The organism is Variovorax sp. LjRoot175 (genome assembly GCF_964253805.1).
In the GTDB taxonomy this organism is placed as follows: domain Bacteria; phylum Pseudomonadota; class Gammaproteobacteria; order Burkholderiales; family Burkholderiaceae_C; genus Variovorax.
Genome location: NZ_CAXURY020000001.1, coordinates 134,981 through 148,494, shown reverse-complemented (window position 1 = coordinate 148,494; position 13,514 = coordinate 134,981). Strand labels below are relative to the sequence as shown.

13 protein-coding genes are annotated in these 13,514 nt (G+C 67.8%); 6 read left to right on the top strand and 7 right to left on the bottom strand.

The window, feature by feature from the left end; translation table 11 throughout:
• Positions 1-14: 14 nt before the first annotated feature.
• Positions 15-470 carry a GNAT family N-acetyltransferase gene (locus ACSQ89_RS00780; RefSeq protein ID WP_436292260.1) on the top strand — a complete coding sequence of 152 codons (456 nt, stop codon included), beginning with the start codon at positions 15-17 and terminating at the stop codon, positions 468-470.
• Here ACSQ89_RS00780 and ACSQ89_RS00775 read toward each other — a convergent pair.
• Positions 451-1,716: a nucleotide disphospho-sugar-binding domain-containing protein gene (locus tag ACSQ89_RS00775; RefSeq protein WP_436296059.1), complete on the bottom strand. Its 1,266-nt coding sequence runs from the start codon at positions 1,714-1,716 to the stop codon at positions 451-453. The two genes, ACSQ89_RS00780 and ACSQ89_RS00775, sit on opposite strands and share 20 nt — an antisense overlap.
• Between ACSQ89_RS00775 and ACSQ89_RS00770 the strand changes: the two genes are divergently transcribed.
• On the top strand, positions 1,657-2,319 hold the full coding sequence (locus ACSQ89_RS00770) for a MarR family winged helix-turn-helix transcriptional regulator (protein WP_436296058.1): 663 nt from the start codon (positions 1,657-1,659) through the stop codon (positions 2,317-2,319). The genes ACSQ89_RS00775 and ACSQ89_RS00770 overlap by 60 nt on opposite strands.
• Before the next feature lie 27 nt (positions 2,320-2,346).
• Here ACSQ89_RS00770 and ACSQ89_RS00765 read toward each other — a convergent pair whose 3' ends face one another.
• A complete protein-coding gene (locus tag ACSQ89_RS00765; RefSeq protein WP_436292257.1) occupies positions 2,347-3,636 on the bottom strand; it encodes a phospholipase D-like domain-containing protein in 1,290 nt (429 codons plus the stop codon).
• Between the two features lie 70 nt (positions 3,637-3,706).
• Entirely contained in the window at positions 3,707-4,639 is a 933-nt protein-coding gene (locus tag ACSQ89_RS00760; protein WP_436292256.1) for a hypothetical protein, read from the bottom strand.
• Positions 4,640-4,809: 170 nt separating this feature from the next.
• Between ACSQ89_RS00760 and ACSQ89_RS00755 the strand changes: the two genes are divergently transcribed.
• Positions 4,810-5,940, top strand: a complete 1,131-nt coding sequence (locus tag ACSQ89_RS00755; RefSeq protein WP_436292255.1) for a PepSY-associated TM helix domain-containing protein — start codon at positions 4,810-4,812, stop codon at positions 5,938-5,940.
• A 45-nt stretch (positions 5,941-5,985) separates the two neighbouring features.
• Positions 5,986-8,142: a TonB-dependent receptor family protein gene (locus ACSQ89_RS00750; RefSeq protein ID WP_436296057.1), complete on the top strand. Its 2,157-nt coding sequence runs from the start codon at positions 5,986-5,988 to the stop codon at positions 8,140-8,142.
• Between the two features lie 2 nt (positions 8,143-8,144).
• Here ACSQ89_RS00750 and ACSQ89_RS00745 read toward each other — a convergent pair whose 3' ends face one another.
• On the bottom strand, positions 8,145-9,050 hold the full coding sequence (locus tag ACSQ89_RS00745; RefSeq protein WP_093104542.1) for a DMT family transporter: 906 nt from the start codon (positions 9,048-9,050) through the stop codon (positions 8,145-8,147).
• A 134-nt stretch (positions 9,051-9,184) separates the two neighbouring features.
• Between ACSQ89_RS00745 and ACSQ89_RS00740 the strand changes: the two genes are divergently transcribed.
• Both ACSQ89_RS00740 and ACSQ89_RS00735 read left to right on the top strand, forming a co-directional pair.
• Entirely contained in the window at positions 9,185-10,210 is a 1,026-nt protein-coding gene (locus tag ACSQ89_RS00740; protein WP_093104543.1) for an alpha/beta hydrolase family protein, read from the top strand.
• 58 nt (positions 10,211-10,268) lie between these two features.
• Positions 10,269-10,646: a hypothetical protein gene (locus tag ACSQ89_RS00735; protein ID WP_093104545.1), complete on the top strand. Its 378-nt coding sequence runs from the start codon at positions 10,269-10,271 to the stop codon at positions 10,644-10,646.
• Positions 10,647-10,664: 18 nt separating this feature from the next.
• On the opposite strand, the gene ACSQ89_RS00730 is transcribed toward ACSQ89_RS00735, so the two are convergent.
• From ACSQ89_RS00730 to ACSQ89_RS00720, 3 genes are read right to left on the bottom strand one after another with little or no spacing between them, the layout of a single operon-like run.
• Positions 10,665-11,831 (bottom strand): mandelate racemase/muconate lactonizing enzyme family protein, encoded by a 1,167-nt coding sequence (locus tag ACSQ89_RS00730; protein WP_436292252.1) that lies wholly within the window; start codon positions 11,829-11,831, stop codon positions 10,665-10,667.
• 18 nt (positions 11,832-11,849) lie between these two features.
• Complete coding sequence (locus tag ACSQ89_RS00725; protein ID WP_436292251.1) at positions 11,850-12,545, bottom strand: SDR family NAD(P)-dependent oxidoreductase; 696 nt, start codon at positions 12,543-12,545, stop codon at positions 11,850-11,852.
• A complete protein-coding gene (locus ACSQ89_RS00720; RefSeq protein ID WP_436292250.1) occupies positions 12,535-13,503 on the bottom strand; it encodes a Bug family tripartite tricarboxylate transporter substrate binding protein in 969 nt (322 codons plus the stop codon). The genes ACSQ89_RS00725 and ACSQ89_RS00720 overlap by 11 nt, the downstream gene beginning before the upstream one ends.
• Positions 13,504-13,514: the final 11 nt, after the last annotated feature.

The following is a 13,514-nucleotide window of genomic DNA, read 5'->3' as shown; positions in this document are numbered from 1 at the left end:
AATCGCGCGAACATATGAAGATCGAAATCGACGACCTCTCGCGCCCCGAAATCCATGCACTGCTCGATGAGCACCTGCAGAACATGTATGCGGTGTCGCCGCCCGAGAGCGTTCACGCGCTCGATCTGGCCAAGCTTCGCCAGCCCGGGATCACCTTCTGGTCTGCTTGGAACGACTCGCTCCTGCTGGGTTGCGGCGCCCTCAAAGAACTGGATCTGGAGCATGGCGAAATCAAGTCGATGCGCACGCCCAGCGCACTTCGCCGCCAAGGCGCCGGACGCGCGATCCTCGCCCACATCATCGAGGTCGCAAGGTCTCGCGGCTATCGGCGCCTGAGCCTCGAGACGGGCCCGCAGGAGGCCTTCGAGCCTGCCCACAGACTCTACGAGAGTTTTGGGTTCGCGCGCAGCGGGCCCTTCGGTGGCTATGCCGAAGACCCGTACAGCGTGTTCATGACGATGCGGCTGTAGCCATCGTCACGTCGCCACGCGCGCGTTCGCGAAGGTGCTCGATCACGGCCTCGGCAGCGCGACCGGCGCCATCGACATCGATGTAGTGCTGCCGCGTGCGCGCGGCGGCCGCCGCGTATGCCGGCTGGGTGACGATCTCGCGCACCGCCCGCGCAACCTTCGCTTCGTCCGCGCGTCGCGGGCCGATCGCGATGGCCATGCCCTGGCGCACGGCCAGGGCCACGTTGAGCTCCTGCTCAGGCTGCAGGGGAAAGCCGACAAAGGGAGTGCCGCCGGCCATTGCCGTCTGCACGCTGCCCTGGCCGCCCATGATCAGCGCCACCGCGACGCGCGGCATGATGCGATGGCTTGGCAGGATGCCTTCCACCAGGACGTCGGAGTTCTCCAGGTCGCGCAGTTCATGGATTGTTGCGCCAACGAGCACCCGCAGGCCCGCATCACGGACGCCGGACACGACACGTCGTATGTACGCCGGCGTGCTGGACGACAGGCAGACGTAGGCCGTGGATCGCGCATCGCCGAGGAAGGCTTCCACGCGCGCGGAAATGGGCAGGTCGAGCCGGGCATAGAGCGGGCCGACGTAGCGCAGCCTCGTGTCTACCCGGTAGGCCCCGTGACCATTCGGCCTCCATGCCGACATGTCGGCGTCGGAGATGCCGAGCACCTCGGGAACGTCGGTGACCAAGGTCAGATCGCCGAGCATCAGCGCGGCCAGGCTGGGCACAGGTTCGACGCCGAGTTCCGCCGCGATCTCGTTCAGGAATGCGACCGGCCCACGCATGCGCGGCGGCCCGAGATTGGCCATCAGCTTCTGCATCGGAGCCGGCAGCCAATCGAGCCGGGGAACCGGCGACTGCGATGGTGCGGGTGCAAGGCCCTGCTCGAACACCGGTGGAACATAGGACCCGCCATGCGAAGCGGCGAGCGGGATGCCGACCACCCGCGCCGAAAGGTAAGCCGTCAGCGTGAACCCGATCACGACCATGCTGGCCGCGTGCGCACGCAGGAACTCGACCTCGCTGCGCACGCCGGCGCGCACTTCGTCCGCCGGCTGGAGCCGGGCGCCGGGCTTGCCGAGCGTGACGATGCCGGCCAAGTATTCCTCGCAGCGCCGGTCGTCCATTGCCGGTGCCAGCAGCGTGTAGGGCATGCCTGCCTCGTCGAGCACGCGCGTGTAGGGGCCGCCATGCGTGGCGACGACGACCTGTTCGCCGCGCTGCACAAGCGCGCGCGCAATGGCCAGCATGCGCGAGGTCTCGGAGAGAAAGCCGCAGTGGGGGAACAGCGCGATCATGATGCCACCTCACTTCAGGAGTCGTCAGGCCGATCGAATATAGGTAATATATTCCCTATGGAGTTGCGCCGTCAAATTCTTAGCCTCGGACTCGAGGCCGATCGCGATGCCGAGCAGGCCGAGCGCGTCCTGCTGTTCCGGCTTCTGCTCGCCAACGGCATGGAGCTGCGCACGCGCATGGATCGGCAGCTTTCGGACAGCGGCCTCACGACCCAGCAGGCGATGGTGCTGCAGGTGTTGCAAGGTCAGGCCGAGGCGCCGACGCTCAAGCAACTGGCCTCAACGCTGGCAATGAGCCACCAGAACCTCAAGCAGATCGCCAACGTGCTCGAGCGCAAAGGCTTCCTCGAGATCACCACGGACGAGCAGGACGGCCGCGTGCGCCGCCTGCACCTCACGAAGCAGCACCATCGCTTCTGGAAGCGCCGGAACACGGACGACCACGCGGAGGTCGGGCAGTGGACAGCGGCGCTGTCGCTCGCCGAAGTTCGCGCCCTCGTGCGAGGGCTGGACAAGCTGCATCGCGCATTGATGCAATCGAGGGGTGAGCGATAGCCGGCGGCATCACCCGAGGCGTCCATCTCACAGCAGCTCGTTGAACACGTAGAGCACGTTGTCCTTGCAGCGGTGCCACAGCCCGCGGCGCGCCCACGCGTCGGCCTGCAGCTCGATGCAGTCGCGCGTGTCGCGCTCGAAGATCTCCTCCAGCTGCGCGGCCAGCGCCTCGTCGCGCAGGCCGAGCGTGATCTCGTCGTTGGTCTCGAAGGAGCGATCGTCGAAGTTGCTCGAACCGATGGCGCACCAGGCGCCGTCGATGGTCATCACCTTCTGGTGCAGCAGGCACTTCTGGTATTCGAAGATGCGCACGCCGCCGGCCAGCAGCAAATGAAAGTTGCGGTGTGCGGCGTGCTGCACCATGGGCATGTCGGAGGCCTCGGTGGAGGGCACCATCACGCGCACGTCGACCCCGCGCTGCGCCGCCTCGCACAGCGCGTCGATGGCCTCGCGGTCCGGCAGGAAGTAAGGGTTCTGGATGCGGATGCGCTTGCGCGCGACGCACACCACCAGGTGGTGCAGGATCTTCACCGCCGGCGGCGAGCCTTCGGGCTTGAGGCTCGCGACATGCACCGCCACCTCGCCCACGCGCTCGAGCGGCGGGAACACCGCGTCGCCGACGAACAGCTCGCCGGTGTCTTCCACCCAGTTCTCGCTGAAGGCGGCCTGCACCGCATGCACGATGGGCCCGCGCAGGCGCACGCCGAGGTCGCGCACGTGCTCACGGTCTTGCCCGTCGCCGAGCCAGCCGTCGACGATGCAATGGCCGCCGACCAGCGCCACCTTGCCGTCGACCACCACCAGCTTGCGATGGTCGCGGTCGTTGAAGACGCCGATGTTGCGCACGTGGCGCGGGTGGTGCATCGCGAGCCGGCAGCCGGCCTCGCGCAGGCGGCGCGAGGCGCCCTCGCCCATCTTCTTTCCGCCATCGGCGTCGACCAGCACGCGCACCGGCACGCCGGCGCGGCGGCGTTCGACGAGCGCATCGACCAGGCGCGTGCCGAGAACGCCTTCTTTCCACAGGAAGGTCTCGAAGTGCACCGAGCAGGTGGCGGCGCGGATCTCTTCGAACATCGCGTCAAAGAAGGCGCCGTTCGCCAGCAGCTCGACCGCGTTGCCTTCGTAGATCGTGCCTTGCGTCAGACCGGACAGCGACGGCATCAGTTCGGTGATCGGCGCATCGCAGTCGATTACGAGGCGTGGATCGCGGTGCCGGCGGATCGACCAGATGACGAGCCCGAGCAGGACGACCAGGAGCGCCAGCACGAAGGCGAGTGCCGAGGGCCACGAGAGCGTTGCCAGGAAACCATCGCTCATGTAGCCCTTTCGCAGAATGCCGGTGCGCGGGATCGTAAGCGCTGGACCGGCACCAGGCCCAGGTCTTCGATCAGCGGTAGCCGGCCTCGTTGGCGTTGTGGATGATCCAGATCAGGTGGCCGCTGGAGAAATCGCCCATTCCGCCGCCGGCGAAGATGAGGCGGCCCTGGCCCTTGTAGGTCATCTCGAAGCGATGCCGGTCGGCGCCGAAGTAGAAGGGGATCCAGGCCTTGCCCGTGATGTAGGCGCCCTGGTCGGTGGGCGGGCCCGCGAGGTCGGTCACCTGGCGCGCCGGCATGCCGATCTGCAACTTGCTGAACTTGCTGTTGGGCGCGGGGTTGCCGGTGATCTCGCCCTCGTAGTCGTTCAGGCCTTTCACGGTGCGGCCGCTGCCGGCCTCGACCTTGGATGAATCGACCACGTTGCCTTGCGCGTCCATGCCGGCCTTGGCGACGCCGCCGCTCGAACGGGCGGGTGCTGCCGGTTGCGGTGCGGGTGCCGCGGCAGGTGCCGGCGCTGCGGCCGGTGCCGCGGCAGTCCTGACGGGCTCTGGCGGTGCGCAGCGTTCGAGGTCGACGATCTTCTGCTTGGCCTTGGTCACGAAGCGATAGCCGCTGACCTTGGTGCTGATCTCGCCGCCTGCGAAGCCGGGGGCGGCGGTCCTGCAGCGGAAGTAGATCGCATCCGTGTCATCGACCTCGTAGTGCCCGGCTGGCACCCCGCGGCCCTTGGCCTTGGCAAGGTTCAGCGCCACGGTCTTGCCGACCAGCTCCTGCCTGACGCGCTTCTCGTTGCCGGTGCCCAGCACGCCGGTGAGCTCGTCGTAGCTCATGCCCTCGGGCACCGGCGGTGCCGGAGGCGCGGCCGGTGCCGGTGCCGCCTGGGTTGCCGGCGCCGGAGCGGCGGCTTGAGAAGAGGTGCGGGACTGCGTCGAGCAGCCCGCGGCCAGCACCACGATCGCGGCCGTCATGGCCAGGGTGGAAAAAGGGATCCTCAAGGTCACGGTCGAAACTCCATTGTTGATATTGATGGCCGCGTTCGAGCGGCTCGGCATTCTGGCCGACGATGGGAAATGCGTTAGCATCTTTTTCCCACCCCCCCTTCCCAGCCAACGCACCGCCAGCGGTGCGCAGCCAACAACCATCATGATGGGACTCCCCGTCCCTGTTGTTCATGCTGCGCGCCCCGCTGAGACGTCTCTGGCTCAGGATTCACCGCTGGATCGGCCTCTCGCTCGGTCCGCTGCTCGCCCTCACCGCCTTGCTCGGCGCGATGCTGGTGGTGGCGCTGCCGCTCGACCGCTACGCCCATCCCGCCTTCTTCGTCGCACGCACGGCCGGTGACGCGGCGACAGCGGCGCTGCCGCTCGAGTCGCTGCGCCAGCGCCTCCTGGCCGAGTTCGGCCCGGACACCAACCTCACGCTGCGCCCGCCGCGCAAGCCCGGCGAAACGCTCTGGGTGATGGTGCGCGGCAAGTGGGAGGGCACGCTCTACCTCGACCCCGCGACCGGCGCAGAACAAGGACGGCGCGGCACGCACGAAGGTGCGTACAACCTGCTCTTCGAGCTGCACAGCAGCCTGCTCCTGGACGACGCCGGCAAGGGCATCCTGGCCTGCGCTGCGCTGGCCTATCTGTTCCTTCTGATCACCGGCCTGGTGCTCTGGTGGCCGACGCGCTGGCCGCCCTCGTTGCGCATCACGCTCCATCGCGGCCTGCTGCGCGGGCTGTTCGACCTGCACCGCACCGGCGGCGCGGTGCTCGGGCTGCTGATCGCCGTCTCGGTAGCGACAGGCGCCTACATGGCCTGGCGGCCGCTGGGCAACTTCATCTCCACCGCGATCGGGCAGCAGCCCGTCAAGCCGCCCGTGGTGCCCAAGGGGACGCCAGCCGGGTCGCGGTTTTCGCTCGACGAACTCGTGGCCCGTGCGCAGCAAGAGTTTCCGGGCCAGCCGATCGGCTACATGCACGTACCCGCCAAGGCCGACCGTCCGTTGCGCGTGCGCTTCCGGCTTGCCGACGATCCGCATCCGAACGGCATCAGCTCGGTCTGGCTGCATCCGCGAACGGGCGAGGTGCTGGCGGTGCGCCGATGGCAGGAGCTCGACGCCGGCAACGGCGCGGCGGCGGTGATCTATCCGCTGCACACCGGCGTGCTCGGCGGGCCGGTGCACGAAGCCGTCACTGCCCTGCTCGGCCTCGCGCTCGGCGGCGTCGGCCTGAGCGGCGTCTGGCTCTGGTGGCGCCGGCGCGCCGTGGCCGGCGCCGCCCGCAGCAACGCACTTTCCAGCCGCACGACGTCCTGAGCCAGGCCGTCCTGCTCGCCTGATTTCTTATTCGAAGGAGAAGCCTTGTCCCCCCAAAAAACCCGTGTGGCCATCGCCATCGCGCTGCTTCAGATCAGCCTGCAAGCCCTTGCTGCCGAAGCCAATGCGTCGCCCGGCGCGCAGCTGGAAACGGTCACCGTCACCGGCGACTGGCTCGGCAGCCCCAGCGAAACCAAGGTGCTCGAACATCCCGGCGCACGCACCATCATCGAACGCAAGCAGATCGAGGAAAGCGGCTCCACCAGCGTGCGCGACGTGCTGCGCCAGATCCCCGGTGTGCAGGTGCAGGAGAGCAACGGCACCGGCGGCAGCGACATCTCGCTCAATGTCGGGGTGCGCGGGCTGACGTCCCGGCTGTCGCCGCGTTCCACCATCCTGCTGGACGGCGTGCCGCTGGCGTATGCGCCGTACGGCCAGCCGCAGCTGTCGCTGGCACCGCTGTCGCTCGGCAGCCTCGAGGCGGTCGACGTGGTGCGGGGCGCGGGCTCGGTGCGCTATGGCCCGCAGAACGTCGGCGGGATCATCAACTTCGTGACGCGTTCGATTCCCCGGCAGTTCACTGCCGACGCGAGCATCGGCGTCGAGAGCGCGAGCCACGGCGGCGGCGTCAAGACGACGCCGAGCCTGTTCGTCGGCGGCACCAACGAGCAGGGGCTCGGCCTGGCGCTCCTGTATTCCGGAACGCACGGTGACGGTTATCGCAGCAGCAACGACAGCACCAGGATCGACGACGTGATGCTGAAGGGTGCCTACCGTTTCTCCAAATACGACGACATCGCGCTGTCGCTGCATCACTTCGAGGGCAGCGGGCGCATGCCGGGCGGGTTGACCACGGCGCAGTACGCCGCGAACCCCTTCCAGTCCGACCGCCCCTTCGACGAATTCACCGGGCGCCGGACCGACGGCTCGATCAAGTACACGCACAACGACGGCATCAACAAGTTCGAGCTGCTCAGCTACTACACCGACTCCTTTCGCGGCAGCCACATCGAGCAGGACGGCACCGGCGCCAGCGCCGGCCTGCGCCGCCTCACCGCGGCCCCGCGCAACTACAACACCTTCGCGGTCGAGCCCCGCTACTCGCGGCTCTTCGATTCCGGCAGCGTGGTCCAGGAAGTCAGCGTCGGCTACCGCTACCTGAAGGAGTCGAGTTCGGAAGTGGCGACGCGCAGCGCGTTCTACCGGCCGCGTCCGGGTTTCGATGCCTACACGCTGGCCTCGCCGACTTACCAGACCAGCGCGGGCGGCACGACCGCGCATGCGTTCTACATCGACGACCGGATCGACTTCAGCAACTGGACCGTCACGCCCGGCGTGCGCTACGAAGCCATCCGCACGCACAACGACGTGGTGAACCTCACCGGCAGCAGGATCACCAGCACCCTGTTTCCGAAGATCGACTCCAACGAGGTGCTGCCCACGCTGTCGGTCATGTACCGCATGAGCGATCGCTGGTCGCTGTTCGCGAACGCGGGCGTTTCCTTCGGGCCGCAGCAGTACGCGCAGCTCGCTCAGGCCACGGAGGGCCTGCACCCCGAAAAAGCCAACACCTACGAGATCGGCACCCACTACAAGGGCGAAGCCTGGAGCTCCGAGCTGACGCTGTTCAACATCGACTTCGACAAGGAACTGCAGCTGGCCCGCTCGATCGTGGGCGAAGGCACGTGGACCGACCTGGGCGCGACACGGCATCGCGGCCTGGAAGCGGCGATGCGCTACGAGCTCGGGGCGCTGAACGCCGCGCTCAAGGGCTTCTCGGTCTATGCGACCTACACCTACACGCAGGCCATTTCCAAGGCCGGCGTCTTCGCCGGGCGCGACCTGCCCTTCTACTCGCGCCAGGTGGCATCGCTCGGCGCGCGCTACCAGCGCGGTCCCTGGACCTTGAATGCGGACGTGTTCGCGCAGTCCAAACAGCGCTCGCCCGGATCGCCCGACGCGGGCGCCCAGTACGTCACGCTGGAAGATGCGAGCGGGCGGCTCGGTGACATTCCCGGCTACGCGACCGTGAACCTGCGCGCGGGCTACGACTTCGGTCCGCAGCGGAGCAACCTGAAGCTGGCCGTCGGCGTGAAGAACCTGTTCGACCGCCGCTACTACACGCGCTCGGTCGACAACAACGGCGGCAAGTACGTCGGCCAGCCGCGCACGCTGTACGTCCAGGCCTCAGTGGCGTTCTGAGCTCAATCGAGCGCCCGGGATCCTTCGACGCAGGCCTTCGCCCGCCCGAAGGACCAGCCGAGGTTGATGCCCGCGGCCGCCAGCAGGATGGCGGCCACGCCGAACATCTGCACCGGATGCAGCAGATTGTCGAAGGCCACGAAGTCGACGACGATCGCGACGATGGGGTAGACGAAGGACAGTGCGCCCGTCACGTGCGTCGGCAGTTTCTGTATCGCGCCGTAGAGCAGCACAAACACGAGGCCGGTGTACACGGCACCCATGATGAGGAAGTTGCCCCACGCCTGGCTGTCGGTGGGGAGCTGCGACCAGTGGGCGAAGGGCGCCAGCATGAGGATGCCGACGCAGACCTGGATGAGCGCGATCAGGTGCGGCGGCGTGCCGGTGAGCTTCTTGGTGATGATGGCGGCCAGCGCATAGAAGAAGGCCGCGCCGAGCGCCAACAGAATGCCGGTGAGATAGCCGGCGCCAGCGTAGTCCGCATCGGACTTGGCCTGCACGATGAGCAGCACGCCGATGAAGGCCAGGCCGAGCCACATGAACTTGTTCGCGGTCAGCCGCTCGGAGAACAGCAACGCGCCCAGCAGGACCAGCATGAAAGGCTGGGTGTTGTAGACCGCCGTGGCGATGGAGATGGAGGCGCGCGAGAACGAGGCGAAGATCAGCACCCAGTTGAGCACGATGGCCGCACCGCCGAGCGCGGCCCAGCCGATGAGCCGAAGCGGGAGCTTGCCGCGCAGCATGCCCATGGCCGCGCAGACGATCAGGAGCGTCGCGGCGCCGAAGACGCAGCGCCAGAACAGCAGGTCGATGATCGGCAAACCCGATTGCACGACGAACCATCCGATGGTTCCGGAAATCACCATGGCGGCGGTCATCTCGACCGTGCCGCGCGTCCTGTTTTTCATGCCAGCCCGTTCAAACTCAAGCGGCCGAGAATGCCACGAGATGCCGGCCTTGTGCGGATGAAGTTCTCTATCCCGCAGCCTGCGCAGGCAAAACGAATACTTCCATTTTCAAGTTTTGATGAGGAGCTGATTCGATGCGTTCATTCCGTTGGCCGGCCCTGGTGCTGGCGCTGCTGTCCGGCCTGGCGCAGGCCTCCGTCGGCCTGGGCGAAATCCCCGCCACGGCCGACGACGGCCCGGTCACGCTGTACTACCCGTCGGGCGACGAGGCCCGGCCGGTCAAGCGCGGGCGCTTCACGCTGACGCTGGCGCCGCAGGGTATGCCGGCGCGCGGGAATGGCCGGCTGGTGGTGATCTCGCATGGCTCGGGCGGCTCGCCCTGGGTGCATGCGGACCTGGCGCGCAGCCTGGTGGAAGCCGGCTTCGTCGTCGCCATGCCCGAGCACCGGGCCGACAACTACAGGGACGACAGCGACCCCGGCCCCGACAGCTGGACGATGCGGCCGGCCGAGGTGTCGCGGGCCATCGACGCGGTCGGGCGCGACGCGCGCTTCGCGCCGCTGCTGAAGCTGGACAAGGTCGGCGTCTACGGCATGTCGGCCGGCGGCCACACGGCCTTGAGCATGGCCGGCGGACGCTGGTCGCCGGCGGGCTTCAAGCAGCATTGCGAGGCGCACCTGGTGGAGGACTTCCAGTCCTGCGCCGGCCTGATCACCCGGCTGACCGGCGGCATCTTCGACGGCGTGAAAAAGTGGGCCGCCCTGGCCGTGATCCGCCATCGCTTCGACGATGCCGCGCCGCGTTCCCACACCGATGCGCGCGTGGCCGCCGTGGTGGCCGGCGTGCCCTCCTCCGCCGACTTCGACATGGCATCGCTGGCCGTGCCGCGCGTGCCGCTGGGGCTGATCACCGCGCAGCAAGACCGCTGGCTGGTGCCGCGCTTCCACAGCGACCGGGTGCTTGAGGCCTGCATGCCGCGCTGCGAACACATCGCCGACCTGCCCACCGGCGGCCACGGCGCGCTGCTGTCGCCGCCGCCGCCGGGGCTCACCGGCCTTGTCGGCGAGATGCTCAACGACCCGCCGGGCTTCGATCGCAGCGCGATGCCGGAGGTGGACCGCAAGACCACCGCCTTCTTCAGCCGGCACCTGCTGCCTTGATCCGCACCGTCCAGCACACAATGCGCCAATGCTCAAAAGGTCACTTCTGCCCGCGCATATGTGGGTGCTCGTCGCGGTGTACTTCGTCGCCAGCCTGGCGCACTTCGCCCACAACGCCGAGTTCATCGCCTTCTATCCCAACATGCCGAGCTGGCTCACCCGGGAGCAGGTGTATCTCGCCTGGCTGGCCGTCAACAGCCTTGGCATCGCCGGTCTGCTCGTCGCTCGGCTGGGGCTTCGTGCGCTCGGCGTGCTTCTTGTCGGCGCGTACGGTGCCCTCGGGCTCGGCGGCCTCGGCCACTACACCCTTGCGCTCTGCTCCGAACACACGCTCGCGACCAACACGACCATATGGTCCGAAGCTGCCAGCGGGTTCATGCTGATGCTCGCTTCGGCACTGCTGCTTGCGCGTCGCATCGCCGAGTTTCGTACTTGACGCTTTCTCCGCGGCGCATCAGGAAGCCAGCCTCTTCATCTCCGCATAAAGGTCCGTCTTGCCCTCGAAGCCGATGCCCGGAAGCTCCGGCAGCACGACGTAGCTGTTGTCGACCTTGACGCCATCGGGAAAGCCACCGTAAGGCTGGAACAGGTCGGGGTAGGACTCATTGCCTCCCAGACCCAGGCCGGCTGCGATCGCCAGGGACATCTGGTGGCCGCCATGCGGGACGCAGCGCGACGCAGACCAGCCGTTTTCCTTCAGCATCTCCAAGGTCCGCAGGTACTCCACCAGGCCGTAGCTGAGTGCGCAGTCGAACTGCAGATAGTCGCGGTCGGGCCGCATGCCGCCGTAGCGGATCAGGTTGCGTGCGTCCTGCATCGAGAACAGGTTCTCGCCGGTGGCCATGGGGCTGCGATAGTGCTGGGCGAGCTCGGCCTGCAGCGCATAGTCCAGCGGATCGCCGGCTTCCTCGTACCAGAACAGGTCGTACTCCGACAGCGCCTTCGCGTACTCGATGGCGGTCTTCAGGTCGAAGCGGCCGTTGGCGTCCACCGCCAGCTTCTGGCCCGGCCCGAGCAGCCTGAGCACCGCCTCGATGCGCTTGCGGTCCTCGGCCAGCGAAGCGCCGCCGATCTTCTTCTTGACGACGGAATAGCCGCGGTCCAGGTAGCTGCGCATCTCGCGCTCCAGGCCCTCGATGCCCTGGCCCGGCCAGTAGTAGCCGCCGGCCGCGTAGACGAAGACCTTGCGCTCGGCGCGGCCGGAGCCGTAGCGCTCGGCGAGCAACTGGTACAGGGGCTTCTGTTCGATCTTGGCGACCGCATCCCACACGGCCATGTCAATGGTGCCGACCGCGACCGAGCGCTCGCCATGCCCGCCGGGCTTCTCGTTCGTCATCATGGCGGCCCAGATCTTGTGGGGATCGAGGTTGTCGTGCTTGTCGTCGATCAGCGAGGCGGGGTCGGCCTCCAGGATGCGGGGGCGGAATCGCTCGCGGATGAGCGAGCCCTGGCCGTAGCGGCCGTTCGAATTGAAGCCGTAGCCCACCACCGGCTTGCCGTCGCGAATCACGTCGGTGACCACGGCCACGAGGCTCAGGGTCATCTTCGAGAAGTCGATGTAGGCGTTGCGGATGTTGGACTTGATGGGCTTGGTCTCTTCTTTGATGTCGATGATCTTCATGGTCGAACTCGATCAGGGTTAGCGCGGCAGCGAGGAGCCGCCGCAGATCTGGATGTCCTGGCCGGTGATGGCGCCGGCTTGCGCAGACAGGAGAAAGCCGACGAGTGCGGCAATCTCGTCTGGCCTGATCAGGCGCCCGATCGGCGGCAGCACGGGCGCTTCCGCGGCGCGCGAAGGGTCGGAGGTCATCGCGGTCTGCGTGGCCGCCGGCGACACCACGTTCACCGTGACGCCGCGCGCGGCCACTTCCGCCGCCCAGCTGCGCGCCAGCGCGACCAGCGCTGCCTTGGACGCGGCGTACTGGCTCCGGCCGGCCTTGCCCTGCGCGACGCGGCTGCCGACGAGGACGACGCGGCCGTGGCCTGCCGCTGCCATGGCCGGCACCAGCACGTCGGCGATGCGCGTGGCGGCGTCGACGTGCAAGCGCCACATCAGCTCGCCGTCGGACGGGTTCAGGCTTCCGATGGCGCCGACGCGCAGCACGCCCGCCGCATGGACGAAGGCCGTGACGCCGGCCGCCTGCCGCGCCGCGTCGTCGGTCGCGGCTGCGTCCGAGAGGTCGACCTCGACGGCCGTGAACGCGGCGTGCGCGATGGCCGGCGCAGATCGATCGAAACCGGTGACTTGCCACCCAGCCGCCAGCAAGGCCTGCGCGATGGCGAGGCCGATGCCGGAACTGCTGCCGGTCACGAGGGCATGCGGGCTATTCGGCACGGATGTTCGCCTCGGAAATGATCTTGGCCGAACGTGCCATGTCTTCCTTCTGGAAGGTGGCGAAGTCGGCGATGCTGCCCGGCGTCAGCAGCAGGCCCTGGACGGTGAGCTTGTCCTTGATGTCGGGCGCTTCCAGCGCCTTGTTGATCTCGGCATTCAGCCGCTGCGCGATCTCCTGCGGCATCTTTGCCGGCGCCCACATGCCGTACCAGCTGTAGAACTCGTAGCCGGGCACGGTCTCCGCGACCGTCGGCGTGTTGGGCATGCTCGCGATGCGCGTCTTCGAGGTCACGGCCAGCACCTTCAGCATGCCGCTCTTCGCGTACTGCGCCGACCCGAGCACCGGATCGACGAAGCCGTCGATCTGGCCGCCGATCAGGTCCTGGTAGGCCGGGCCGGAGCCCTTGTACGGCACGACCAGGTAGTCGATGCCGCTCGCGCGCTTGAGCAGCTCGGTCGACAGATGGCCTGCCGAGGCCGGCGAGCCGATGGCGAAGCTCAGCTTGCCGGGGTGGGACTTCGCATGCGCGATCAAGCCCTTGAGATCGTTCACCGGCAGGTTCTTGTTGACCGCAACGGAGAGCGGCGCCTTCGCGACCAGCGCGACGGGCTGGAAGTCCTTGTTGACGTCGTAGGGCGTCGTCTTCACCACCATCGGCGTGGTGGTGAAGGTCGACGGGCTGAAGAGGACCGTGTAGCCGTCGGGCGCCGCGCGGGCGACGGCCGCCGAGCCGATGGCGCCGCCGGCGCCGGCGCGGTTGTCGACGACCACGCTCTGGCCCAGCTGCTCGCCGAGCTTCTGCGCCAGCATGCGGCCCACCGTGTCGAGCGTGCCGCCGGGCGGGAACGGAATGATCATCGTGATGGGCTTGCTCGGCCAGGCCTGGGCGCCGGCGGCGCCTGCCAGACCGAGCAGCATGGCGGACAGTGCGCAATGCGCGAATTTTCTGCGTTGCATGGCAGTCATCC